Source organism: Chromatium okenii (assembly GCF_002958735.1).
In the GTDB taxonomy this organism is placed as follows: Bacteria; Pseudomonadota; Gammaproteobacteria; order Chromatiales; family Chromatiaceae; genus Chromatium; species Chromatium okenii_A.
This window is the reverse complement of the sequence record NZ_PPGH01000037.1, coordinates 450,562-475,421: the sequence shown is the minus strand read 5'-3', so window position 1 is coordinate 475,421 and position 24,860 is coordinate 450,562. Positions and strand designations below refer to the sequence as shown.

The following is a 24,860-nucleotide window of genomic DNA, read 5'->3' as shown; positions in this document are numbered from 1 at the left end:
AATTCTTCTAATGAATCAATGACTTCATTGATGTTTTCAGCAAGCGTAAAGCGTCGTATATAATCGCTATCATCGACATGGATTGCATGTTAATAGCTTTCCGCAACGTATTTAATGTGTCGGCATTCATGTTAGGCGGATCTGCTTTCAATAGAGTGAGCGGTAAATCCGCTCATCATATTGCGCAGCATCCAATAGTAGTTTAATCAAGGTTTCTGCGCTTGTGCTGCGAGATAATCGCGGATTTTCTGCCAACGAATCCGCTGGTGGTTTTTCATCGGTTTCAACTTCAGTTTTATTAAAATTGGTCATACCTGTCAGCCAAGTCAAACCAACAGCGACACAGTGCTTGCAAAAATTGCCATCATCGGCATGAGGGCAAGTGCAATCAAACATCAATTCGCCTTCTTCTTCCCATAATCTGACGTGATAATTTCAGTGCCTTTAACTCGCGCTATGATGTTGTCATCAATGACTTGTATTTGTCGAACCGCGCCATTTGAATAATAGGCTTCGCCACGCCAGAAAACCGCTTTGCCAGCGGCTTCTTCAAGTGTATCAATGGTGATTACGTTATTGAGCATGAGATTGAATACCGAGTTGAGTTGCAGTATATTTGTTCATACCATTTTACCAATGACACACCAGCATGTTTAATTGCGCATCACGACTGGTAAAGTGGCGAGATTCACTGTTCCGTATTGGCTACTAAATGTAATTGAAGTGCCGCCGCCTTGCTGTTGGGAAAATCCCACCAATTTGATGATCAAGCGTGTCATAAATCCAGCACGAACCGCCGGTTTCAACTGCCAGCCGATGACTATTCGCAAAATAAGCATATTTGACATTATTCTGCGCTCCAGTAGCGTTTGGTGTACCAAGTTCTGCTGGCCACCAATTCATTGCTGGATCGGGAATAAATAGGCTGGATTGACCGGGAAAACCGCCCGCAGTTTGCATTTGTGCATTAACGCCGCCCTGCATTTGCGATTGAAAACTACCGCTGTGAATTAACCCCGGCTGCCGCGCCAGCACGCCAGCAATTTCGCTGCACAGCGCATCGACGCGCCCTTTAAGCCCGTGATTGAACATGTCGCCGAGCATAATCATTCCGCCCGACATCCATTGCCCGCCACCACCGAATTCAGGATGACCAAATTGTGCCATTGAACCGTTGCCATGCAACACTGCAAACAGCATATGCGTGACTGCATCGGTACTGAAACCATGCCGTCCAGCAAGTTCAGTGACCAGATTTTGACCGGCAGGAGTAAGTTGTTGCATGACCATGACCTATTGAATGATGTTGAGAAACGATCACAGGCTAACACGGGCAGCAAACAGTCTCGCGTCATCTCGCCGCAAACGTCAAAAAATTGTATCGCTTCAAATAGCGACTATGATTTGCTCCAAATCATCGGCATTTGTGCCGACCATCTGATACTCAATCGACCACTGACTTGCGGAGTTTGATCCCATGCGCCTGATCCAGGAAGCCCTGACTTTTGATGATGTTTTACTCGTTCCCGCGCATTCGCGGGTGTTGCCCAATGAGGTGAATTTTCACACTAAATTGACGCGCCAGATCGAGCTGCGCATTCCGCTGGTGTCGGCGGCGATGGATACCGTCACCGAGGCGCGGCTGGCAATTGCGATGGCGCTGGAGGGCGGCATCGGAATTATTCATAAAAACATGAACATCGAGCGCCAAGCCCGCGAAGTGCTGGCGGTGAAAAAATACGAGAGCGGGATCATCCGCAATCCGATCACGGTTGCGCCGAATATCAGCGTGGGCGAGGTGTTGGAACTCACTCATGCCCATAACATTTCGGGTGTGCCGGTGACGGAAAACGGCAAATTGGTCGGCATCGTGACTGGGCGCGATTTGCGGTTTGAGACGCGGATGGATGCGCCGGTGGCGGCGATTATGACGCCGCAGGAACGGCTGGTGACGGTGCGCGAGGGCGCGAGTCGCGCTGATGTGCTCAAACTGCTGCATCAACATCGGATTGAAAAGGTGCTGGTGGTCAACGATCAATTTGAGCTGCGCGGGCTGATTACCGTCAAAGATATTCAAAAAGCGAAAGATTTTCCCAAAGCATCGCGGGATATGCAGGAGCGGCTGCGCTGCGGCGCGGCAGTCAGCGTCGGGCGCGGCACTGAAGAGCGGGTGGCGGCGCTGGTCGCGGCGGGAGTGGATGTGATTGTGGTAGATACGGCACACGGGCATTCTCAGGGCGTATTGGATCGAATTCAATGGGTTAAAGCACATTATCCCGATTTGCAGGTCATCGGTGGCAATATCGCCACAGCGGATGCGGCGCTGGCGCTGCGCGATGCGGGCGCAGATGCGGTGAAGGTGGGGATTGGCCCGGGCTGTTTTGCGGCGGGTACGCGGGTGTTGATGGCGAACGCGACCTATAAAAATATCGAGGACATTCGCGCCGGTGAGCGCGTGATTAACCGCGACGGGCAGCCGGTGACGGTGGTCAAGGCGTGGTGTACCGGCATTCGTGAAGTGATGCAGATTCGCCACAGCGCCTCATTTTTGGGCACGTTGGCGACGCCGGATCATCGTTATCTGGTTGGCGATTTAAGCACTGCCAGCGCCGCGACCGTCACATCAAAGGGTTATGCCAACGTGCTGGAGCGCCCGACGCGCAGCGGAGCCACTAAAATCGGCTGGCAAGCGATTGGTGAAGTCGAACGCGCTACCTGTTTATTTCCGCGCCAAGTGCAATTTGAATTGCCTGCTGCGCTGAAAATTGATTTCGGCGCAAATAGCGTTTGCGATTCTTATGCGCTGGGTTATGTATTTGGCATATTCCTCAGCGGGGGCGATATTCAATCTGCGCATATCAATTGGAATCTCGCAGCGGATCAAGTTGCAGTGGCAGAACAATTGACTGCCTGCATTAAAAAAGTCAGCGGTATTCAACCTGAGCAAACGCAGCAAGCAAATATCATCACCGTTCAAATTGACTCACCGCAATGGGCGCAATTGCTGGCGCAGTTTGGCACACACCATGACAAACATTTACCTGCTGAATTGCTCTGCGCCAATCCAGACTATTTGCAAGGACTATTCGATGGTCTACTCGATAGCGATGGCTATACCGCTAGTGATGGACGGCTGTGTTTTACCAATACTTCACAACGGCTGGTTGAATTGTTTAACCTGCTGTCGCTGTTAATCAACGGCAGCTTGCCGAATTGTCATGTTGAAGCGCCCACTGCAGGCGGATTGGTCGGTGTTGAAGTCGCCAATTGCCGCGATTCTTATCGTGCGCGTTTGAATGTGTCGCATGAAAAACGGCTGATTCAGAACTATCAAGTCTTAAAAATTCTTGATCGCCAACCGCTCAATCTTGCGCTGCCGGTATATGACATCGAAGTCGATTGTCCGACCCACAGTTTTATTGCTGACAACGCAATTGTGCATAATTCAATTTGCACCACGCGCATTGTTGCTGGCGTCGGCGTTCCACAAATTACTGCCGTTGCGAATGTCACTGAAGCATTAGAAGGCAGCGGAATTCCGGTGATTGCCGATGGTGGATTGCGCTATTCGGGCGATATTGCCAAAGTCATTGCTGCTGGTGCGCACAGTGTAATGATTGGCGGTATGTTTGCGGGTACTGATGAAGCGCCCGGTGAAGTCGAGATTTATCAAGGGCGGTCATATAAATCCTATCGCGGAATGGGTTCGCTCGGTGCAATGGGTGCGAATGAAGGATCAAGTGATCGCTATTTTCAAGAAGACACTGCGAAAGAAAAATTAGTGCCCGAAGGAATTGAAGGGCGCGTGCCCTATAAAGGCAGTTTGCTGAATGTGATTCATCAATTAGTTGGTGGTTTAGGTTCCAGCATGGGCTATACCGGCTGCGCGACGATTGAAGAAATGCGTACTAAACCGCAATTCGTCCGTGTGAGCAGCGCCGGAATGCGTGAATCGCACGTTCACGATGTGCAGATTACCAAAGAAGCGCCTAATTATCGGATTGATAATTGAGACATGAATCGCTTGCTGTAACGAAATAAGACGGGGTTTATTGCCCCGTCTCTGATGGTCTTCCGTTAGTAAAGAAAGCACGATTTTACAATACGCCGTAAATCACCATGGACGATATTCTAATCCGGGAATATCTTCTCGCTCAAAGACTGCTGGCATTCGAGTAATACGTTTGCAATGTCGCAAAATCTAATTCTCGACCATAAGATGCTTTTGCTGCATCAAGCGGCAATTCCAACCAATAACCGCCAACCGTCGCCGGTTCGCGGAAAATTTGCAGGATATTATCTGCGTCCATTAAACCGAGATAATCATCTGCGCCTTGCAACCGAGGCAGCAATTGTTCGCAAATTGACCGGGCACTCATTTCAATGGCATTTGCCGAAGAACAGCTTCACCTGATCGTTCAAATAGATAAAAAACGCGATAGTGCATAATCAATTAACGCTCCATAATCGTGCACCGCAGCGATGCGCGTTTTGCTTAAACAAGGCGCATTCGGGGACGTGTTATGATTTTATCGCCCGGCGCTTTGGCTTCAAGTCTAAATAATATACGCCTGATCCCGCATATCATCGTTGCAGTCTTCGGCGCATCACTGACGCACCAACGGTTAGTGCCATTTTTTGATTTCATTCGAGTCTAGCTGTGTCATTCCAGTCCCCAACTGATGCCGATTCCACCGCCCGGTTGTTTCGAGAACGGGTCTTCAAACCGACTGAAGGCGTGTTCCTGTTTCATCCACGAGCGATGGAGCGGCTGATTGTCGAACACCTGCAAACCACTGGTTACGAAGGTTCCGTTCCCGATCTCAATTATTACCTCATGCCCGCGCCGCTTTTCTGCGCGGTTTGGAATCGGAAAATCCCGAAGCGCTCGCCGTGATTGAAGGATTGAATTTACCCCCGCAGGTGATTTTGCTGCCGATGCCCGTGGAACAGCGGCTTGATCCGGCTGGATTTACGCGCCTGCTGCGCAATTATTGGGCGCGGCGTTTTGAAGGTGAAATCGCTCGTGCGTGGCAAGCGGTGTGCGATGCAACCGGACAGCCACGCGTTGCATACGCTGATTGGCGTGCTGCCTTTGCAGAAATCCGCGATGTGTTAACCCGCGACAACATTATTCCTGCTGGTCTCAGTGACGCGCTGGTGTGTCGCGGTTTCGTGGCATTGGTCACACGACTGCGCTATTTCAGTCCCGGAGTGCGCGGGTGTTTATTTCCAGCAATTCACGATTGGGCTGCGCTGATCAATGGGTGCACCACAGCGGTTTAACGCTCTCACTTCCGGCATTATTGGAACGCATTCAACCTGATCCGCATTGCGGCGATTCAGTGCATCTGCTGGCGCTGCCGCCAGATTTGCCTTACAGCCAATCTGATCCGATGTTCGCGCTCGCCCCGCAGCGCGAGTCAGTTTTAATCCGCCATCACTGCCGGAACCCGCGCCAGCTCCACGCTGCGGTCAATCCTGTGCGCCCTGCCCCATCAATCACGCCCCTGTTTAGCAGTACGCGCATTAACCGTTTTAGATCAAACACCTCATTGGCGCTGGCGCGAGCAATTCGCACATTGGCTGCTCATATTCTGTGCGCCGTTACTGGATGCACTGCTCGCGCTGCCGCGACCATTTTGGTTTCACCGAGCGACACCGCAGATCATCGCCAGCTTGCGCCTAGAACTGGGGTTATTACTCTTTCGTCACGCTGCCCACCGAATGCAGATTGCCGAACGCAGTGAACGCTTTGCGACCGTGATTGAACAACTCGCCATTGCGCAACGGCGTTTAACCCGACTCGGCGAACCCTGCGCCAATGTCGCGTCCGAACGTTCACAAATTCTGCTGCATCGCCGAACTGCGGCGGAAAGCACCTTAGCGGCGCTGCTGGCTGAAAAATGGGTGCTTGATCCGCACAGCGCCCAAGAATTAAGTGTGCTGGTGCGGCGTCTCAGCGCAGACATTCTTAATCAATCAAGAGCTTGGACAGCGCGAGCACTGCTGCACGATTTGGAGCGGGTGCTGATTGAAAGCCGCACCACTTATTACTGCCTGCGTCCGTTGGCATGGATGCTGAGTTTTGGCAATCAGCGGCTGCGCGAGGTGTTGCCATTTCAAGCCAATCTCAAAGCGTTGCGGGCGCTGGATGCCGGATTGACGCGACTGGAACAACTCGGCTGGGCAACGCCAGAAGTTGAACGTTTTCATCAGCCACTGCATCGGCTGGCGCGACGACTCACCGTACATCTGGAAAAACAATTAAAACCACATTTGCAACGCGCCATTGCCGACGCCGGTTTCAGCGCCAGCGATCATCGTGAAGCCGTCGCTGCGCACAAATTACTGCGCGAATTGCTGGATGTGATTGAACATCGGCGACATTTGAAATTTACCGATGTGCGCGACATCATCGCCCGCAACGTGCTGCGCCTGCCTGATTTCAGTGCCAATGACGTGTTTCGTGGCGATCGACTAGCGCGATTTGATCGTGCCGCAGCACACGCCTTGCCCGGCGTGTATAAACCGGGCGAATTTTATCTCAAAGGATTACAGCAACTTGGAGCACCGTTGTTTGGCACGGCGCTGGGGCGATTGGCGCTGCGCTATTTGATACTGCCGTTTGGCTTGGCATTTTTAGGGCTAAAAACCCTGCACGTGCTGATTAGCTTATTGGTTCATCACAATTTTGATTTAACGCCGCTGTGGTTGGTCATCGTGGTTGGGCTGGCAATTAACGTGATCGCTCACGCGCATGTCGTGCGCACGGTGGCACTGGCGACGCTGCGCGGATTGTGGTGGGGATTGCGATTGTTGTTTTACGACAGCTTGCGACGACTGCTGCACTGGCCACCGCTGCTGCGTTTATTGGACACCAGCGTGGTGCGCGGAATAGATCGTCATTTGCTGCGTCCATTCGTGATTGGTGTATTTCTAGTGCTGCCTGTCATTGCCATTGCCAGCGTGATTGAAGGCACATTAATTCAATTAAACATTTCGCAATTTGCATTGGCGCTGGCGCTCGGAACGCTGGTGCGCAATACTCCAGCGGGACGGCATTTATTAGATGACACCGCCAGCGGTGTTGGGCGCTTTGTGCGCGTAGTGAATCAAACGTTAATTCTCGGTTTATTACGCGAACTGATGCAGTTTTTCAAAGAAGTCACGCGGCGCTTTCAACAGGGTTTACATTGGATTGAAGAATTATTAAGTCATCGGCTCGGCGAATCGCGCTGGGCGCTGGCATTCAAAGCGTTATTAATTCCATTGTGGCGCTTATTAGATGCACTCATTCAATTTTACGTCACCGTATTGGTGGAACCGCAGGTCAATCCCATTAAACATTTTCCGCTGGTGACGATTGGGCACAAAGTGATGCTGCCGTTTTTCCCAGTGATTACCAGTTTTTTATTGACCGTGACTGCCAGTTTATTGCCAAAATGGATTGCTTATCCATTGGTCACTTTAACCGTGCTGTTACTGCCGGGATTGGCAGGATTTTTGGTTTGGGAATTAAAAGAAAATTGGAAACTTTATGCGGCGAATCATTCGCAACCCGAATCACTGCCCGCAGTGGATAAGTCACCATTACGGCAATTGCAAGCCATTGAATTAGCAATTATCGGCAATCACGGCGAAACGATGCGCGGATTACTGCGGCGCGGTTTTCATAGTGGAACTTTACCCAAAGCATTTGACCGTTTGCGGCGCATTTTGCGTATACAAATGCGCACTGAAACTGAATTGCCACAACGATTGCGCGATGCGCGACGACATTTAGCCGAGATTGAACGGGCGATTTGCGTCTTTTGTGATCGAGAATTGGCGTATGCGTTACGGCGGCGTTGCCAACAGCCGGATTGCAGTTTAGGACGAATTGAAACGCAGCGTCCGCGTTTGGCGACTGCGTCATTTGAATTGACGTTAGAACTGTATTGCAAAGCGCCAGATCATTCTCAACCAATTACGCTGCATCTCAGTTTTTATTTATTGGAACCTGATTTATTTTTAACGGTTGCCATTCGCGGCCCGCGCATCCATTTAGATGCGCGGTGCTGGCAGCGTATTCACGAAGATTTACGGGTATTTAGCGGACGCGCCGGAGCGCGTTTAGAAGTGATCAATTAATTCGCAGTGGCGCGAACTGCCTGCGTTAATGAATTGGCATCTGCATGAGGCAATGGTAAATAAATCGCGCCCATTTCTTTTGCCAATTCACGCCCTTGCGGTTGCGGACGCGGCGAGGTGTCAATCACCAGCGCAGTGATTTCCAATCCGCGCACGACTCGCGCCGCGCCCAGCGCCTCTTCATTGGCGCGAGTGCGACCGCCCGAACCATCCCGTGCCACATTCGCTCGCCCGTCGGTCATCACAATCAGCACCGGCGTTCCGCCGCGCCGTTTGATCGAATCCGCCAAAATCATGCCCAGATCAATGCCCGACGCCAGCGGAGTGCCACCGCCACCCGGCAACCCCGCCAAGCTGCGTTTGGCTCGCACCAGCGACCGCGTCGGTGGCAGCAGCACTTCGGCGGCTTGCCCACGAAATGCCACCAGCGCGACCTTGTCACGGCGCACATAACAATCTGCCAGCAACAATTCCACTGCGCCCTTCGCCTCCGCCAGCCGATGCAGCGCCGAAGAGCCAGACGCATCAACGACAAAAATCGTCGTCGTTTCCGATTTGTGCTTGAACCGCGTGATGCGGAAATCGTCTTGCCGCACCTCAATCCGCGTCGAAGTTTGCCCGCAGCGTTCGCGTTCCTCGCGGCGCAAGCGTTGCCAAGGTGCCGCAGCGCGGAGCGTTTCCACCACGTTGAGCCGCAGCCCGGCGCGAGGTTCACCGCGCAACACGCCAGCCGGTCGCCCGCGAGTCTGCGCGTTCTGCATCGCGCCAGCTTTACCCGTCGCCCGCGAGCGCGACCGCCGTAATTTGCCCATCTGCAACTGCGCCAGCAGCCCTGCCGGAATCGCCGCTTTGGTGGCCTCTAAAATCTGATCCTGCAATTCCTGCGGTTCCTGCTGCTCCGTCTCTTGATTTTGATTTTGCTCAGGTTCCTCCGGCTCCGGCGGCGGTGGCTCGGCATCCGGCGGCGGCTCCATCGGCGGCAACTGCGTCGCTCGCGGTGCCAGCACCAGCCGCCCGGCGACCGCTAAATCTGCTTCCGTCACCGCCTCACGTTCGGCTAACGCAGCAGCAGCGCAGGCCGCACGGCAGGCAAAAATCGACGCTCGCAGCGATGGAATGCCCAGCGCCAGCGCGATTCCGCACAACGCCTCAACCTGTTCATCGCTGATCGTCACCGTCGGCAGCCGCACCCGCGCCGCCGTCAGTTCCTCGGCGTCGTAATCGCAGCTCACCGCCTCGTGATGGCGGATGTAGGTCAAGTCGAGATGAAACGCCAACCGATCACTCAGCGCGTGCAGCAAGCCTTCATCTTCACCGACGCCTTCATCCAGCGCGACCACCGCAAAACGTGCCGGATTGCGCTGCGCCAGCCCGTCGCGCTCCAAAATCACCTCGCCAAAATCAAACGCGCTGGTTAATCGCGCCACCGTGCCGGGCGCAATCCGCTCGGCCATCGCCAGCTCAATCACGCCGCCATTGGCTTCGACCAGCAGCCCGCGCTCGGCAACGGGGCGACCGGCATTCAGCGTCGCCGCTAAATCCAAACCGCCGAGCAGCCGTCCGTCAGCGACGTGCAGCGGAATTCGACGCTGCGGCGCGTCTTCCGGTTGCAGGTCGCGCATGATCGTCAACCATTGATCGCGCACCGGCCCGGCGAGAGCGCGAAGGGCGACGCCGCCAGTGCCAAACGGATCAACCGTCATCAACGCTGCTGCCAGCACGGCGTCTTCCCAAGGTGAGGCAGCGGCTGGCGCGGGGCGGGCGTCAGTCATCACAGCGGGAGTCGCGCCAGCAGTGCTCATGCGCCGAATAACTCCGCAACTGCGCGTTCAACGCGACTGGTGGAACCGGATTCATCCAGCGGATCGCGGCGCAGGCGATGACGCAGCGCAGAAGTGGCGATGGCTTTGAGATGCGTTTGGTGACTTCGGTGTCGCCCTGCAACGCGGCAAGTGCTCGCGCAGCGCGGATCAAGGTCAATTCGCCGCGCAGTCCGTCAGTGCCGAGTTTGATGCACAGCGTCCGGCATCTTCGAGCGTGGCATCCGGCACGGTGACGGTTTTTAACACTTCCTTGCCTTTCTCAATCAGCTTGCGGATTTTGGCGTCCTTGCTTTTCCATTTCTGCACGAAGGCGTTGGGATCGCGCTCAAATTCATCGCGCAGCCGTACCACTTTCATCCGCGTCGGCAAATCCTGCGGCGTCTTCACTTCGACCGATAAGCCGAAACGATCTTGCAACTGCGGGCGCAATTCGCCTTCTTCGGGATTGCCAGAACCGACCAGCACAAACGCGCTGGGTGGCGAATGCTCAAACCTTCGCGCTCCACCAGATTTTCGCCGGAGGCAGCAACGTCGAGCAGCGAATCAACCAGATGATCTTCCAGCAGATTCACCTCGTCGATGTACAAAAAGCCGCGATGTGCTCGCGCCAGCAAGCCCGGCTCAAAGGCTTTTTCACCTTTGGTCAGCGCCCGCTCCAAATCCAACGCGCCAATCACGCGGTCTTCCGTCGCGCCGAGCGGCAAATCGACGACTGGCACCGGCACTTTGCGGGATTTGGGCGGATTGCCTTTGGCGCGTTTCTCGCGGCAGTCGGCGCACACGGCATCATCACCGGCGTCGGGATCGCAATTGTAAGTACAATCATAGGCTTGCATTTTAGGCAGCAGCGCGGCGAGACCACGAATTGCGGTGGATTTGCCGGTGCCCCGGTCGCCAAACACGAGAACGCCGCCAATTGACGGATCAATTGCTGCAATCAACAGCGAGCGTTTCATCTCTTCTTGGGCGACGACGGCGGAAAACGGAAACGGGATGGACATAGGTGGCGAACCTGATTGCTGTGATTTGGAAAGAAAGGTGCAGTCACGCAGTGACCTGCGATCCCGTTGCCAAATTGGGGCTGGCGCGTGAGATCAAGATGATACTTTACCGTTAAATTGGCGACACGTCGGCAACGGATCGCGCCCAACTGCGCGGCTGGACGCCGCTGCGGCTTTCATGCAGACTCGCTGGCGCTGGGTTGACCAATTGAATCACCGGCTCTTTTTTCACGAGGAATGACGTTATGACATTGATACAGCAAGTTTTTTTAGCCGATTGCGGAGTGCGGACATGAGCGATAGCGCGTCTTTCATGGCGACTGATGGCCCGTCCAAAGGTCTCGCCCAGATCGCGCTGTTGAGCAGCGACGCTCGGCTGCAAGGTCGCCCGCGTTGTGCAGCGACTGCGGGCTGTGCGACAGCTATTTGCAGCCAGCGATGGCGCAGGCCTGCGTGTTTGTGCGCAATCAAACCGAGGCGCTGGAGCACGGCTGCACGGGCGCAATCGCCACGCCGATGACGAGCGCCAGTTTGGAATTTTCGGGCGCAACACGCAGCGCGACTGCGCCGCCCCAATCCCAAGGCGCAGTGGACGGGTATCGTAACGGCGCTCGGAGCGCGGCTGCTCGAACTGGGCGCGTTGAGGCGGTGCTGACCACCGGCGCGGGCGGGCACGCGGTTTCAAGCGCAGCCGGTGCTGGCGCGACGCCGGCGGAAGTGCTGGCAACGGCGGGCAATAAACCGAGTTTATCGCCGGTTTTGAATTTATTGGATGCCGTGCGCGAACAGGCATTAAACGCTTAGGATTTATTGGCACCAGTTGCCAAGTTCACGCGCTGCGAGCGATTGAATCTGAATTGAATTTAGATCATTTAGACGTGATTGGCATTCCTTGCAGCGATAACGTCAGTTATCCCGATTTGGTCTATTTTTTAGAACAGTCTCGCGTTCACCGGCAACGATTGTGCATTATGATTTATGCAGGATTTCGGCTGTGGATGCGCCATGAAGACGGCAGCGTAGAAAAACTCAACTTTATTGATTTCCGATGGATAAATTGCACGGCGTCTTCCCGTCGGCGTGTTTATCCTGCTTTGATTACGTCAATAGTTTGAGTGACATCACCGTCGGTTATATGGGCGCGGAATTGGGTTGGCAATGGGTGCTGGCGCGGACTGCAAATGGTGAAGAATTATTTGAGTTATTGCGCCCGGATTTAGAACTGGGCGAACTAACTTCAAAAGGTGATCGCAGCAAAGGAATGCCGCATTTTATTCAACGGCTGGCGCAACCGCCCGGCGCAAAACGTCCGCCGTATTTGGTGCGGCAATTGGTGGCGCTGCTACAACGCAAGCGCGGCTCACAGGGTTTAGAATTTGCGCGAGCGATCATTGAAATGAAACTGCTGCGCAACTTGAATTATCTGCGCAGCAAGTTTGCGCGGTTTGAGGAACGCGTGGTGCCTTATCATGTTTATGCTGCGCTGGAACCATATAACGAACAGTATCAGGAGACATTTGCGCAACCGCTAACGCCATTGCGTGAAAAGTAACTGATAGCAGGTTAAAAAGTTGTCAGTAAGAAGCAGTGTTTTTGCTGACAACTGACAACCAGTATTCTTCCTGATCCAATGTATAAATAGCAGAAAGTATTGAAAATAAGTCCGATATTAAAATTGAAAAGTGATATTCTTTACTGAAAATAATCAACAATACTATTGCACAAATGTTCACCGGCATCATTCAGGCTATCGGCCACCTTCAGCAATCGCAACCGCGCAGCGGCGATGTGCGTCTCACCATTAACACCGGCAATTTGCCGCTCGCTGGTGTCGCGCTCGGCGACAGCATCGCCGTCAACGGTGTCTGTCTCACGGCGGTTGAACTGGCGCGACAAAGTTTCGCTGCCGATGTTTCCCGTGAAACGCTGGCGCTCACGACGCTCGGCAGCCTCAGTTCCGGCAGTCGCGTCAATTTGGAACCGGCGTTAACGCTGGCGACTCCGCTCGGCGGTCATCTCGTGAGTGGTCATGTGGACGGCATCGGCACAATTTTGGAACGTCATGCCGATGCGCGTTCGTGGCGCTTGCGGATTGAAGCGCCAGCAGAATTGGCACGTTATATCGCGCCTAAAGGTTCGATCTGCATCGACGGCACGAGCTTGACGGTCAATCGAATTGACGGCGCAGTGTTTGAATTGAACATTGTTCCGCACACCATCGCGCACACCATCAGCGGCGATTATCAGGTTGGCAGCCGCGTCAATCTCGAAGTGGATTTAATCGCGCTATTTGGAGCGATTGCTGTTGGGCGATCAAGCTGCTGCGCCCACTGCGTCCGGTATTACCCGCGAACTGCTTGCGGCGCACGGTTTTCGCGCCGACTAAACCATTCCAGCGGCAGCGAGTTGCGCTGCTGCTCGCACCAAATCTTCTGCGTATCCACGCCGACACCCGGTTCGGCATCGGCAATTGCGACACTAATCCGTGCGCCACACCACAGCGCCCGCAATTGTTCCAACGATTCAACTTGTTCCAACGGCGCTGGCGACCAAGTGACAAATTGTTTGAGAAACGCAGCGCGATACGCATACAGCCCAATGTGGCGCAGCCAGCCGCCGGTTGCTGCAAGTTGAATCGGCATATTTTCAGCAAAATCATCACGATGCCACGGAATCGGTGCGCGGGAAAAATACAGCGCCAGCCCATTTTTATCCGTCACGACCTTGACCACCTGCGGATCAAACAACATCGCTGCATCCGTAATCGGAAACGCCAACGTCGCCATGCCCAACTCCGCTGACGTTGCCAACAGTGCCGCAACCTGATTGATTAACGCCGACGGCAATGCTGGTTCATCGCCCTGCACATTGACCACGATTTGCGCGTCATCCCAGCCGCACCGCTCAATTACCTCGGCGATCCGGTCGCTGCCGCTGCGATGCGTGGTTGCAGTCAGCAACGCCGTCACGCCCAGCCCGGCGCACACGTCAACAATCCGCTGATCGTCGGTCGCCACGATGATTTCATCCGCTGCGCTCGCCCGCGCTCGCGCCACGACGTGCGCGATCATCGGTTGTCCGCCAATGTCGAGCAGCGGTTTGCCCGGCAATCGCGTTGAGCCGAACCGAGCGGGAATGACCACTTTGAATTGATTAAGCATTTTTCTCACCATTGCCAAACACGAGGCGCTCAAACTGCGCCAAAAACTCTGCATCGACCGCTGCTTCCACCGGCACAAACCAATGATTCGCGCCCGCCAGCGCCGCACATTTCACTGCATCTTTTTCGGTCATCAACACTGGCAGCGGCGGCCACTGCGCCACATCTGCAGCAGTGAACCGATGATGATCGGGATACGGTCGCAGTTCGAGGTCTAATCCCAATGCAATCAAACTGTTAAAAAACCGCGCCGGATAACCGATGCCCGCCACCGCCAACACGCGCTGTCCCCGAAACTCCGCCAGCGAGCGCGTCAAATTCGGCTGGCGCAGATTGACTGCCGCGCTGGGAATCAGGTGCATTTGCGGCTGGCGCTGCATTCCGCCGTGATACAGCCGCAAATCAACGCTTTCCAACCGACGCGGCGGTTCGCGCAGCGGCCCGGCTGGCAAACAATGTCCGTTGCCAAACCCGCGCTCGCCGTCGATCAGCGCGATTTCTACCTTTCGCGCCAGCCGATAATGCTGCAATCCGTCATCGGTCAATACGATGTCGCAGCCGAGTTGCAGCGCCAAATTGCCCGCTGCGACGCGATTCGGTCCCGCAATCACCAAACAACCGCTGCGTCGCGCCAGCAATACCGGTTCATCGCCAACTTGCGCCGGATCGCTGTTCGGACGCACCACTTGCGGCCACTTCCGCGCTGCGCCACCGTAACCGCGAGTCAGAATTGCGGGCGTTTTCCCGCGCTCGCGCAATCGCGCCGCCAGCCGCAACACCAACGGCGTTTTGCCCGTGCCGCCAACCGTGAGATTGCCGACCACAATCACCGGAATCGCCAATCGCACCGAAGTCAGCCAATTGTGTTGATAAGCCCAACGCCGCATTTGCACGATGACGCAATACAGCCACGACAGCGGTAATAATAACGCGATGAACAAACGCTTTCCGATGCAATGGCGATCATTTAAGGGAACGTCGTCACAAGTTTGGTTATACCATATTGGCATAAAGTTGATACCTGTTATAAGGTTGCAATAATAACATTGCGTCGATGCCGCTAACTGTTTATTTGTTAGGGTTTTTCTATTTCACTTTAAGGCAGTTTAATTCTATGACAACGCGAGAACGACAAACGGTATTGGTCGTAGACGATGCGCCAGCAAATATCGACTTACTGGTCAGTAGTTTGAAAGATGAATATCACGTTAAAGCGGCAACTCGCGGTGAAAAGGCGTTGCAAATTATTCGTTCCGAGCGTCCACCGGATATGATTTTACTCGATGTGATGATGCCCGGAATGGATGGTTATGAAGTCTGCCGGCAATTGAAAGCGGATTTTACCACACGCCATATTCCAATTATTTTTATCACCGCCAAAATCGGCATTGAAGATGAAATTCACGGCTTTAATTTGGGCGCAGTCGATTACATTACCAAACCGATTAGCCCGCCCATTGTACAGGCGCGAGTGCGAGCGCAATTAGCGTTATTCGACCAAAATCAAGTGCTCGACCGGCGCGTAAAAGAACAGACTGCGCAACTGCAAATCATTCGCCGCTTGGGTCGCGCAGCGGAATATAAAGACAATGAAACTGGTTTGCATGTTATTCGGATGAGCCATTATTCCGAGATTTTAGGGCTGGCAGTGGGCATGAATGAACAAGAAGCCTCGTTATTATTAAATGCTGCGCCAATGCACGACATCGGCAAAATCGGTATTCCTGATTGTGTGTTGCAAAAGCCGGGTAAACTAGACGCAGATGAATGGTCGCTGATGCAAACGCACTGTCAAGTGGGCGCTGACATCATTGGCGAAGCAAATGGTTCTGATTTATTAGAAATGGCGCAGATTGTCGCCTTGACACATCACGAAAAATGGGATGGTTCTGGTTATCCCTGTGGATTAAAAGGTGAGGCGATTCCGCGTATTGGGCGCATTGTTGCAGTGGCGGATGTATTCGATGCGTTGACTTCAGTGCGCCCCTATAAAGATGCGTGGTCAATCGAACAAGCAATTGATTTTCTAAAACAAGGTGCGGGAAATCATTTCGATCCACATTTAATTCCGCTGTTTCTGGATGCGTTGCCGGAAGTGCTTGCTTTCAAAGAGCAGTATGCAGAAACGCGCTATTGTTTTGCGAGTAAACCATGAATAAACAACGGACACTTTTGTTAGTCGATGATGCGCCAGAAAATATCGACTTGTTAAAAGGTATTTTGCGCGATAATTACAAAATTAAAGCAGCAACTAGCGGCAAAAAGGCGCTGCAAGTGGTCGCAAAATCGCCGCCAGATTTAATTGTGCTGGATGTCATGATGCCTGAAATGGACGGTTATGCGGTGTGTCAACAATTAAAGGCTAACTCGACCACTGCGGCGATTCCAATTCTATTCGTGACCGGTCAAGTTGATCCTGCTGAAGTCGCAAAAGGTTTGGCACTTGGCGCTCGCGCTTACATCATTAAACCCATTGATCCCGCGCAATTATTGACGACTATTGCGGCGCATTTATCCGATGAAATGCTGGGCGAATAGTGTTGATTTGTTGCCGCGCTATACCAAGTTAATATCAGATTTTCGGTTCTTAATCTCCGATAATAGTGAACTTATCACTCATTAACGACAGTATTTCATCATGGTATTGATTTGCGTTACTAAAAAACGATTGACAGGCAAACTTGAAATCATCGAATGACTCAAAATAGCGGTTGTAGAGAATTTTCTTTTTGAAAAATTTCCACAGTCGTTCAATAAGATTAAGGTTTGGCGCATAAGGTGGAAGAAACATTAGTTTAATTCGTGAAGTTTCAAGATACTTACTAACCGCTTTTGAACGATTATAGCGAGCATTGTCACAAATGACGTAGATTACAGCAGCGGTCGGATGTAACTGCTCCAATTGTTTCAATAGTGCAATAGTAGATTCTGAATTGATTGTGTCGTCATAACGCACGACTGGTTCTAGCTTATCTAGACTCATAGCACCGTTAATGTTGATACGTTTACGACCAGTGTTAGAACGAATTTCTTGTTCATCACCACGCTTAATCCAAGCATTGGAGATCACTGGATTATGTTGAGGATGTACCGCATCCATAAAGTATATTGGGTCTTCTTCGCCTTTGTTTTCTTTAACTTTTTCGTATTCAACTAAAAATTCTTTTTGCGCTTCTGGATCAGCTTTTCCTGGAATCAACTTCGGTTTTTTGTAAACATAACCAAGACGATGCAACAGTGCTGTCATACCGCTTTCGGTATAGGTCACTTCAAAGGTATTTTCAACCCAATGAGCTATCTCTTTTGCCGTCAGATAAAGGTTTTCTTGTAAGTGGTTGTTGAGAAGAGCGAGTTCTATATCGTCAAGCAAACACTCTGAGCCACGAAAAGCAATATGCACAAGTAATTCAATGCCGCCTTGCTGATAACGCTTAAAATGATTGCGCACAGTATTAGGGTCTACTTGCAAGACTTCGGCGACTTGTTCGGCAGTCCAGCCTGTGGCTAAAAGAACGACAGCTTTAATTCGGTCAGCCTCTCGTTTATTGCGGGTATGCCGATGCAAATTACGCAACTCGTTTAGTTTATCTGTTGGAAGGTGGTAGTCAATCATAGGTAGAATTCCACAACATCACTTAGTTGATTGCACCAAGCATATTAACGAAAAAGCTAAATGAAAAGGGTATAAATGCGAGTGTTAATTAGAGGAATTTTGATGAGCTGGAAACTCAGTTTTGCAGCAGTCACCGTGTTTTTAACCATTGTGTTGATGGTCGTGCTTTACGGTCTGCACACGATGGAACGGCAATTGCGCCATGAATTCGGCGAAACGCTCACCAGTGTCAATGCCTCAGCAAGTCAGGCGTTGGAAATGTGGCTGGATAGTCACATGCGCGAAATTCGGGTGATGGCAGAAGCGCCAGCACTATTGCCGTGGACAACTCAATTATTAGAATTGCCGCGCACTGCCGATACGTTGAATAACAGTCCATTTAAAGAATTGCTGCACCGTTTGCTGCGGCCGCAAGTTAATTACATGAACGCCACTGGGTTTTATTTAATTGCGCCGGATCGCACCACGCTGGCGGCGACGCAATTAAATTCTCTTTTTGATCAATCCCCCCCTGCCCCCCTTTTTCAAAGTGGGGAGAAAGAAAAGCCGTCTGTTGACAAATCCCCCCAGCCCCCTTTGCTAAAGGGGGAGGAAAAGCCCCCCTTTGAAAAAGGGGGGTTGGGGGGATTTGAATTAGGCGCTCGCACTCAAATTGCCGTGTGGCAACCGGAATTGCTCAATCGAGCACTCAATGGCGAAACCGTGTTTGTGCCGCCGGTTTACCTCGAAACCAATTCCGAAGATGCAAATGGTGCGTATCTTCCACCGCGAGCAGCGATGTTTTTGCTGACACCGATACGAAATGCCGAGAATGCAGTGATCGCGGTGTTTGCGTTGTGCTTTGATCCACTTACTGAATTTAGCCCGATCATGCAGGTGGCGCAGGTGCACGGTAGCGGCGAAAGCTATGTGTTTAATCGTCAGGCGCAGGTGTTAACGCCATCCCGATTTGCTGAAACGTTAACGCCAGTTGCCAGCTATTTTCGCGGTAAAACCAATATGTTAGGGCTGCGAGTGCGCGATCCCGGTGGCGAGTTGTTGAAGGGCTATCAACCATTCGCGCTGCGGGCGCAATGGCCGCTGACGCAGATGGCAAGCGCAGCGTTACATGGCAATAACGGCGTGAATACAACTGGTTATCGGGATTATCGTGGCGTGATGGTGTTCGGCGCGTGGCATTGGTCGGCGCGGCTGGGTATCGGTTTGGCGACCGAGATTGATTTGGCGGATGCGTTAGCGCCCTATCGGACGATGCGCACCCTGATTTTTGCCGCGTTGTTGAGCATTGCGCTGCTGGTGTTGGGTTTGACTGCGCTCATCATCTGGTTGAGCGACCGCAGCCGCGACCGTTTACAAGTGTTAGTCGATGCTCGCACCAATGAGCTGCGCAAGCTGGCGCAGGTGGTGGAGCAAAACCCGCTGTGCATCGTGATTACCAACGTGGAAGGACGCATCGAACACGTCAATCCGATGTTTACCACCGTCACTGGTTACACCCCGGAAGAAGTGATTGGGCAAAATCCTCGCGTCTTAAAAAGTGGTTTCACGCCGCCGGAACGTTATGACGAGCTGTGGAGAACGATTCGCTCCGGTCAGGTGTGGCACAGCGAAATCTGTAACCGTCGGAAAAGTGGTGAGATTTACTGGGGATCAATTTCCATCGCGCCAGTGATAAATCAAAGCGGACAGGTGACACATTTTGTCGCCATGACCAAAGATTTAAGTGAAAACAAGCTGGTAGAACTGGCGCTGCGTGAAGCCGAAAACACGCGCCAGCTGGCGCTGGAGGCAGCGCAGATCGGGTTGTGGAGCGGCGATCTCAAAACCAACTGTTGGACATGGGATGAACGGGTGCTGCGCATGTTTGGGCTGGAGGCGGAAACGACACCGCAGCCCAGCGCGTTAATCGCCCTGCTTCACCCCGATGATCGGGAACGGGTGACGCAGGCATTCGCAGCGGCGCTGTGCTGCGAGAAAGACCTTGATCTCGAATATCGTCTGCTGTGGGCGGATGGCAGCGAGCGGTTTATTGCCGTGCGCGGCAAAACCAGTGTGGATGCGACTGGGCAGCCGACGCGGATCGACGGTGTTGCGTTTGATCGTACTGAACTGCGCTGCGCCGAAGCTGCGGTTAAAGCCGCGCAAGCCTATAACGCCTTGATTCTCAACTCCGCTGGTGAAGGCATTATCGGTTTAGACACGGCAGGACAGATTAGCTTTTGCAATCATGCGGCAGCGCAGATGCTTGGTTACACAGTAGAAACCTTGCGCGGGCAGTCAATTCACCTCATCACCCGCACCGATGCGCTCCTTGCCGATCTGACTGCGGGGCGATTCCGGGAAGGTGAACGCCGTCAAGTCGATGATGAGCTGTTTTGGCGCGAGGACGGCAGCAGTCTATCGGTGGAATCGGTCGCCGTGCCGCTGTATCAAACGGGTCAATTGGTCGGCAGCGTCGTCGTGTTCAAAGACATCAGCGAGCGCAAAGAAGCGGCGCTGGCGCTCGCGGCGCGGGAGCAAAATTTCAGAAATTTGGTCGATACCATTCCGGGCACGGTGTATCGCTGTTTGTTGGATGAACACTGGACGATGCTGTTTGTCAGCGACGAAGTGGAGCGATTAAGTGGTTATCCAGCCGCAGATTTTATTCATAACGCAGCGCGATCTTTTGCCAGCCTGATTCATCCCGATGACATGGAGTGGGTGGAAACGGAAATTGTGGCAGCAGTGCTCGCGCATCAAACCTACACCGTTGAATATCGCATCATCGACCGCGCCGGAAAAATTCGCTTCGTCTACGAACAGGGGCAAGCGAGCTACGATGCTGCGGGCAACACCATCAATCTTGCGGGCACGGTGATCGACATCAGCGACCGTAAACAGATGGAAACCGCGCTGGCGGAGGAACGAGCGCAGTTGAAATCGCTGCTCGATACCACGCCGCTGGGCGTGGCGATTTCAGTGCAAGGCATCATTCGTTTCGCTAACTCGAAATTTCTGGACATGATCGAAACCGAAATTGGCAAGCCAGCCGCCGCGATGTACGTCGATCCCCAAGAACGGGAAATCATCATGCAGCGGCTGGCGCGTGACGGGCGGATCGAAAATTACGAGCTGCGGCATTACGGGCGCAATCGCCAATCCCGCGACATGCTCGCCAATTTCATGGTGTTCAATTATCAGGGTGAAGCGGGCGTGTTGGGCTGGCTGCTCGACATTACTGATCGCAAACAATCGGAAGAGCGGTTGCGCGAAAGTGAAGCGCGGTTAGAAGCCGCAGCGAGCGCCGCAAATTTGGGCTTGTGGGATTATTTTCCGCAGCGCGGCGAGGTGCTCATCAATGCCAATTTCGCCACGATGCTCGGTCATTTGCCGGCGCTGCTGCGCGAAACCGATGACAAATGGGCGCGAATCAGCGGCGGCTGGGCGTTTTTACAGCAGCAGATTCATCCTGATGATCGTGACTGCGCCAGCGAACGTTTACAGGCGCATTTTGCTGGCGCTACTGCTGCGTATCGCGCCGAATATCGCTGCCGCTGCGCCGATGGTGGTTGGAAATGGCTGCTCGATGCTGGACAAGTGATTGAGCGCGATGCCGAAGGTCAACCGACGCGAATGGTGGGAATTCGTGCTGACATCGATAATCTCAAGCAATTACAAGAAGATTTAGAGCAGACGCTGCTCGTGGCGGAAGGTGCAACGCGAGCGAAATCGGATTTTCTGGCCAATATGAGCCACGAAATTCGCACGCCAATGAACGCGATCATCGGCATGTCGCATCTGGCATTGCAAACTGAACTTGACCAGAAGCAACACAATTACATCGAAAAAGTGCACCGTTCCGCCGAGGCGCTGCTGGGCATCATTAACGACATTCTGGATTTCTCGAAAATCGAAGCCGGTAAATTGAACATGGAAGTGATTGATTTTCGTCTGGAAGATGTGATGGACAATCTCGCCAATTTGGTCGGACTGAAAGCGGAAGAAAAAGGCGTGGAGCTGATGTTTGATCTGCATCCCAGCGTCCCGACGGCGCTGATTGGCGATCCGCTGCGGTTAGGGCAGATTTTGATTAACCTCGGCAATAATGCGGTCAAATTTACCGAACGTGGCGGCGAAATCGTGGTTTCGGTCAGTGTTGATGAACTGAGTGTAGATGCAGTGCTGCTCCATTTTGCGGTGCGTGATACCGGAATTGGCATGTCTGCCGAGCAGCAGGCGCATCTGTTTCAGTCGTTCAGTCAGGCAGATATGTCTACCACCCGCAAATACGGCGGCACGGGTTTGGGGCTGGCGATTTCTAAACGGCTGACCGACATGATGGGCGGAAACATTTGGGCAGAAAGTGCGCTGGGTCGGGGCAGCACTTTTTCGTTTACAGCGCGGCTGCTGCGCCAGCAAGGTGAATGTTCGCAACCGCGTATTAAATTATCTGAAATCAATCCGTTGCGCGTGTTGGTGGTTGATGACAATCCGACTGCGCGGGAAATTTTGTCGGAAATGCTCTCGGCGTTTGGCTTCAAAGTGGATCAAGCAGGCACGGGCGCAACGGCAATTGCACTGCTCGAACAGACTGACCGTGAAGCGCCCTACGATCAGGTGTTAATGGATTGGAAAATGCCGGGCATGGACGGCGTGGATACGATTCGTGCCATTCAGAACGACGCACACATTACGCACGTTCCAACGCTGATTATGGTGACAGCTTACGGACGCGATGAGGCGCTGGCTGCGGCGAGTGGTTTGAATATCGAAGGATTTCTGACCAAACCAGTCACACCTTCGACGCTGCTAGATACCATCATGCAAGCCAGCGGACAGGAAATCGCATCGAGTAGTCGCGCCGCTGGGCGTCACGAAGAAGCCTCCGAAGCGATTGGACGTTTGCGCGGAGCATCGGTATTGCTGGTGGAAGATAACGAACTTAATCAAGAGCTTGCTTTAGAATTACTGACGATCAACGGGCTGCACGTCGCAGTAGCAAATAATGGGCAAGAGGCGCTCGACATGCTGGCGCTGGCGCACTATGACGGCGTGTTGATGGATTGCCAGATGCCGGTGATGGACGGTTACGCAGCGACCCGGCGCATTCGCCAACAGCCGCAATATCAACATTTGCCGGTGATTGCGATGACCGCCAACGTGATGACCGGCGACCGCGAGAAAGTGCTGGAAGCCGGAATGAATGACCATATCGGCAAACCGATCAATGTGCGCGAGATGTTTACGGTCATGGCGAAATGGATCAGTCCCGAAATCCCCAGCTCCCCTTTTGCTGCGGAAGAAATCCCCCCCAGCCCCCCTTTTACAAAGGGGGGAGATGAAGAAAGCCCCCCTTTAGAAAAGGGGGGTTGGGAGGATTTATCAATCAAGCCTCCTTTTGAAAAAGAGGGGTTGGGGGGATTTAGATTTCTCCCCGGCATTGACACCGCTGCTGGGTTGGCAATTACCCAAAATAATGCGCAGCTTTATCAACGGTTGCTGGTGAAATTCCACGCCAGCCAAAGCGATTTTGCGGCGCAATTTGCTGCGGCGCAGTCGAGCGATGACCCAGAAGCTGCGACGCGCTGCGCCCACACGCTCAAAGGCGTCGCCGGCAATATCGGAGCGCAGGCAGTGGCAGCGACTGCACAAGCGTTGGAATCGGCGTGTCATGCGCAGGCAGAACCGATGGAAATTGACGCTTTGCTTGCCGCGACGGTTGCAGAATTAGAACCGGTTATCAATGGTTTGGCGGTATTTGCACCACCGACTGCATCTGTTGCTGCGCCGCCGCAAACGGTCGATGTCGCGGCGATTGCGCCGCTGTTGGCGCAGTTGTACGAACTGTTGGCAGATGACGATACCGATGCCGCAACAGTCATTGAGATGTTGCAGCCATTGCTGGCAGGAACGGCGTTAGCGAAGACGCTGGCGCAAATGCAGCAAGAGATTGATGATTACGACTTTGAAGCAGCATTGACCGTTCATGCCATGATTGCGCAGGAACTTGAGCGTTATGACCATTGAATTAGCAGGCGAATTTGAACTTGACGCTGGGTTGTGTCATCTCAATCACGCGGCGGTGAGTCCCTGGCCTCGGCGCACGGCAGCGGCAGTGACACAATTTGCGGTTGAAAATGCGCGTTCTGGTTCAATGGGTTATCTGCGTTGGCTGGAAATGGAGCAGCGGTTGCGCGAGCGATTGGCGCGGTTGATCGGCGCGAACGCAGCGGATATTGCGTTGGTCAAAAATACGTCAGAAGGGTTGTCGATTGTTGCGCATGGTTTGCCGTGGCGAGCGGGTGAAAATGTTGTTGGCATTGCTCAAGAATTCCCGTCAAATCGCATCGTGTGGGAATCGCTGGCGGCGCAGGGCGTAACGTGGCGAGCAGTCGATTTGGCGCAATCAATTGATCCTGAAGGTGATTTGCTGGCGCAGTGCGATCAACAGACGCGGGTGCTGGCGATCAGTTGGGTGCAATATGCGCGGGGTTTGCGTTTGGATTTGGCGCGATTGACAGCGGGTTGCCGCGAGCGCGATATTCTGTTGTGTGTTGACGCGATTCAAGGACTTGGTGCAGTGCCGTTTGATTTGGCGACCAGCGATGTAGATGTCGTAGTCGCGGATGGACACAAATGGCTGCTGGGACCGGAAGGCGTGGCGTTGTTGTATGTGCGCCCGGCGCTGCGCGAGCGGTTGACATTGCGGCAATTTGGCTGGCGCATGGTCGAACACCCCGGCGATTTTGACCGCGTTAAGTGGTTGCCAGGGACTGATGCGCGGCGTTTCGAGTGCGGCAGCCCGAATATGCTGGGGATTTGTGCACTGGAAGCGAGCTTGTCGCTGTTGGAAGAAATTGGTTTGGAGACAATTTGGCAAGAACTTCAGGCGCGAACGGCGTATCTTATTGCGCTATTAGATCAACGTGGTTTTGAATTGCTTACGCCCCGCGATCCTGCTCGTCGTGCGGGAATTATCACGTTTAATGTGCCTGATTTGCCTGCCGATCAATTGTATTCAGCGTTAATGGCGCGGCAAGTATTGTGTGCACAACGCGGCGGTGGAATTCGGTTTTCTCCGCATTTTTATACGCCGTTGGCGGTGATTGATGCTGCGGTTGCGGTTATTGATGAGTTGCGGGAATAAG

The 24,860-nt window shown here is 53.2% G+C and carries 19 protein-coding genes and 4 pseudogenes; 14 read left to right on the top strand and 9 right to left on the bottom strand.

The genetic code is table 11. From position 1 onward, the window contains the following. Positions 1 to 147 precede the first annotated feature (147 nt). The 3 genes from CXB77_RS14090 to CXB77_RS14080 all read right to left on the bottom strand — a co-directional run bounded on the left by CXB77_RS14090 (position 148) and on the right by CXB77_RS14080 (position 1,284). Positions 148 to 396, bottom strand: a complete 249-nt coding sequence (locus CXB77_RS14090; protein ID WP_146108833.1) for an SWIM zinc finger family protein — start codon at positions 394 to 396, stop codon at positions 148 to 150. Next, the gene (locus CXB77_RS14085) at positions 396 to 584 is read right to left on the bottom strand and encodes an SWIM zinc finger family protein (RefSeq protein ID WP_105074399.1); all 189 of its coding nucleotides are present in this window, start codon (positions 582 to 584) and stop codon (positions 396 to 398) included. The genes CXB77_RS14090 and CXB77_RS14085 overlap by 1 nt, the downstream gene beginning before the upstream one ends. Positions 585 to 708: 124 nt before the next feature. After that, a complete protein-coding gene (locus CXB77_RS14080; protein ID WP_242445725.1) occupies positions 709 to 1,284 on the bottom strand; it encodes an SHOCT domain-containing protein in 576 nt (191 codons plus the stop codon). A 193-nt stretch (positions 1,285 to 1,477) separates the two neighbouring features. Between CXB77_RS14080 and CXB77_RS14075 the strand changes: the two are divergent. Next, positions 1,478 to 2,596: pseudogene (locus CXB77_RS14075) on the top strand (IMP dehydrogenase); the annotation flags it as partial. Positions 2,597 to 3,445: 849 nt separating this feature from the next. After that, positions 3,446 to 4,012, top strand: a pseudogene (locus CXB77_RS14065) (IMP dehydrogenase); the annotation flags it as partial. A 142-nt stretch (positions 4,013 to 4,154) separates the two neighbouring features. Here the strand turns inward: CXB77_RS14065 and CXB77_RS14060 are convergent. Then, positions 4,155 to 4,379: a hypothetical protein gene (locus tag CXB77_RS14060; RefSeq protein WP_242445724.1), complete on the bottom strand. Its 225-nt coding sequence runs from the start codon at positions 4,377 to 4,379 to the stop codon at positions 4,155 to 4,157. Between the two features lie 281 nt (positions 4,380 to 4,660). Between CXB77_RS14060 and CXB77_RS23960 the strand changes: the two genes are divergently transcribed. The 4 genes from CXB77_RS23960 to CXB77_RS14045 are packed head-to-tail and all read left to right on the top strand — an operon-like array spanning position 4,661 to position 8,133. After that, positions 4,661 to 4,897 (top strand): hypothetical protein, encoded by a 237-nt coding sequence (locus tag CXB77_RS23960; protein WP_146108832.1) that lies wholly within the window; start codon positions 4,661 to 4,663, stop codon positions 4,895 to 4,897. An 8-nt stretch (positions 4,898 to 4,905) separates the two neighbouring features. Next, a complete protein-coding gene (locus CXB77_RS23955; protein ID WP_146108831.1) occupies positions 4,906 to 5,286 on the top strand; it encodes a hypothetical protein in 381 nt (126 codons plus the stop codon). Continuing rightward, positions 5,223 to 5,750 carry a hypothetical protein gene (locus CXB77_RS23950; protein ID WP_172452682.1) on the top strand — a complete coding sequence of 176 codons (528 nt, stop codon included), beginning with the start codon at positions 5,223 to 5,225 and terminating at the stop codon, positions 5,748 to 5,750. The genes CXB77_RS23955 and CXB77_RS23950 overlap by 64 nt, the downstream gene beginning before the upstream one ends. Further along, positions 5,680 to 8,133, top strand: a complete 2,454-nt coding sequence (locus CXB77_RS14045) for a hypothetical protein (RefSeq protein WP_146108830.1) — start codon at positions 5,680 to 5,682, stop codon at positions 8,131 to 8,133. The genes CXB77_RS23950 and CXB77_RS14045 overlap by 71 nt, the downstream gene beginning before the upstream one ends. Here the strand turns inward: CXB77_RS14045 and CXB77_RS14040 are convergent. Together CXB77_RS14040 and bchI are read right to left on the bottom strand one after the other, a co-directional pair. Further along, positions 8,130 to 9,935 (bottom strand): magnesium chelatase subunit D, encoded by a 1,806-nt coding sequence (locus tag CXB77_RS14040; protein ID WP_105074395.1) that lies wholly within the window; start codon positions 9,933 to 9,935, stop codon positions 8,130 to 8,132. The two genes, CXB77_RS14045 and CXB77_RS14040, sit on opposite strands and share 4 nt — an antisense overlap. Then, positions 9,932 to 10,957 (bottom strand): annotated as a pseudogene (gene bchI / locus CXB77_RS14035) (magnesium chelatase ATPase subunit I). Before bchI ends, CXB77_RS14040 begins: the two are co-directional and overlap by 4 nt. Positions 10,958 to 11,350: 393 nt before the next feature. Here bchI and CXB77_RS24690 point away from each other — a divergent pair. From CXB77_RS24690 to CXB77_RS14025, 4 genes and pseudogenes are all read left to right on the top strand, one after another. Further along, positions 11,351 to 11,761, top strand: a complete 411-nt coding sequence (locus CXB77_RS24690) for a hypothetical protein (RefSeq protein WP_431520733.1) — start codon at positions 11,351 to 11,353, stop codon at positions 11,759 to 11,761. Further along, positions 11,707 to 12,072, top strand: a complete 366-nt coding sequence (locus CXB77_RS23210) for a Coenzyme F420 hydrogenase/dehydrogenase, beta subunit C-terminal domain (protein ID WP_347338174.1) — start codon at positions 11,707 to 11,709, stop codon at positions 12,070 to 12,072. Before CXB77_RS24690 ends, CXB77_RS23210 begins: the two co-directional genes overlap by 55 nt. Beyond that, positions 12,006 to 12,509 (top strand): Coenzyme F420 hydrogenase/dehydrogenase, beta subunit C-terminal domain, encoded by a 504-nt coding sequence (locus CXB77_RS22155; RefSeq protein ID WP_277949410.1) that lies wholly within the window; start codon positions 12,006 to 12,008, stop codon positions 12,507 to 12,509. Before CXB77_RS23210 ends, CXB77_RS22155 begins: the two co-directional genes overlap by 67 nt. A gap of 173 nt (positions 12,510 to 12,682) precedes the next feature. Beyond that, positions 12,683 to 13,343, top strand: a pseudogene (locus tag CXB77_RS14025) (riboflavin synthase). Here the strand turns inward: CXB77_RS14025 and kdsB are convergent. Both kdsB and lpxK read right to left on the bottom strand, forming a co-directional pair. Beyond that, the gene (gene kdsB, locus CXB77_RS14020; protein ID WP_242445723.1) at positions 13,300 to 14,118 is read right to left on the bottom strand and encodes a 3-deoxy-manno-octulosonate cytidylyltransferase; all 819 of its coding nucleotides are present in this window, start codon (positions 14,116 to 14,118) and stop codon (positions 13,300 to 13,302) included. The pseudogene CXB77_RS14025 and the gene kdsB sit on opposite strands and share 44 nt — an antisense overlap. Beyond that, positions 14,111 to 15,058, bottom strand: a complete 948-nt coding sequence (gene lpxK / locus CXB77_RS14015) for a tetraacyldisaccharide 4'-kinase (RefSeq protein ID WP_242445722.1) — start codon at positions 15,056 to 15,058, stop codon at positions 14,111 to 14,113. Before lpxK ends, kdsB begins: the two co-directional genes overlap by 8 nt. A gap of 173 nt (positions 15,059 to 15,231) precedes the next feature. On the opposite strand from lpxK, the gene CXB77_RS14010 reads away from it, so the two are divergent. Further along, positions 15,232 to 16,272, top strand: a complete 1,041-nt coding sequence (locus CXB77_RS14010) for a response regulator (protein ID WP_105074392.1) — start codon at positions 15,232 to 15,234, stop codon at positions 16,270 to 16,272. Next, positions 16,269 to 16,655 (top strand): response regulator, encoded by a 387-nt coding sequence (locus CXB77_RS14005; protein WP_105074391.1) that lies wholly within the window; start codon positions 16,269 to 16,271, stop codon positions 16,653 to 16,655. The genes CXB77_RS14010 and CXB77_RS14005 overlap by 4 nt, the downstream gene beginning before the upstream one ends. Before the next feature lie 49 nt (positions 16,656 to 16,704). On the opposite strand, the gene CXB77_RS14000 is transcribed toward CXB77_RS14005, so the two are convergent. Continuing rightward, a complete protein-coding gene (locus CXB77_RS14000) occupies positions 16,705 to 17,730 on the bottom strand; it encodes an IS630 family transposase (protein WP_105074390.1) in 1,026 nt (341 codons plus the stop codon). A 102-nt stretch (positions 17,731 to 17,832) separates the two neighbouring features. Here CXB77_RS14000 and CXB77_RS13995 point away from each other — a divergent pair, with 102 nt between their 5' ends. Together CXB77_RS13995 and CXB77_RS13990 are read left to right on the top strand one after the other, a co-directional pair. After that, positions 17,833 to 23,739 carry a PAS domain S-box protein gene (locus tag CXB77_RS13995; protein WP_172452681.1) on the top strand — a complete coding sequence of 1,969 codons (5,907 nt, stop codon included), beginning with the start codon at positions 17,833 to 17,835 and terminating at the stop codon, positions 23,737 to 23,739. Further along, the gene (locus tag CXB77_RS13990) at positions 23,729 to 24,859 is read left to right on the top strand and encodes an aminotransferase class V-fold PLP-dependent enzyme (protein WP_105074388.1); all 1,131 of its coding nucleotides are present in this window, start codon (positions 23,729 to 23,731) and stop codon (positions 24,857 to 24,859) included. Before CXB77_RS13995 ends, CXB77_RS13990 begins: the two co-directional genes overlap by 11 nt. Position 24,860: the final 1 nt, after the last annotated feature.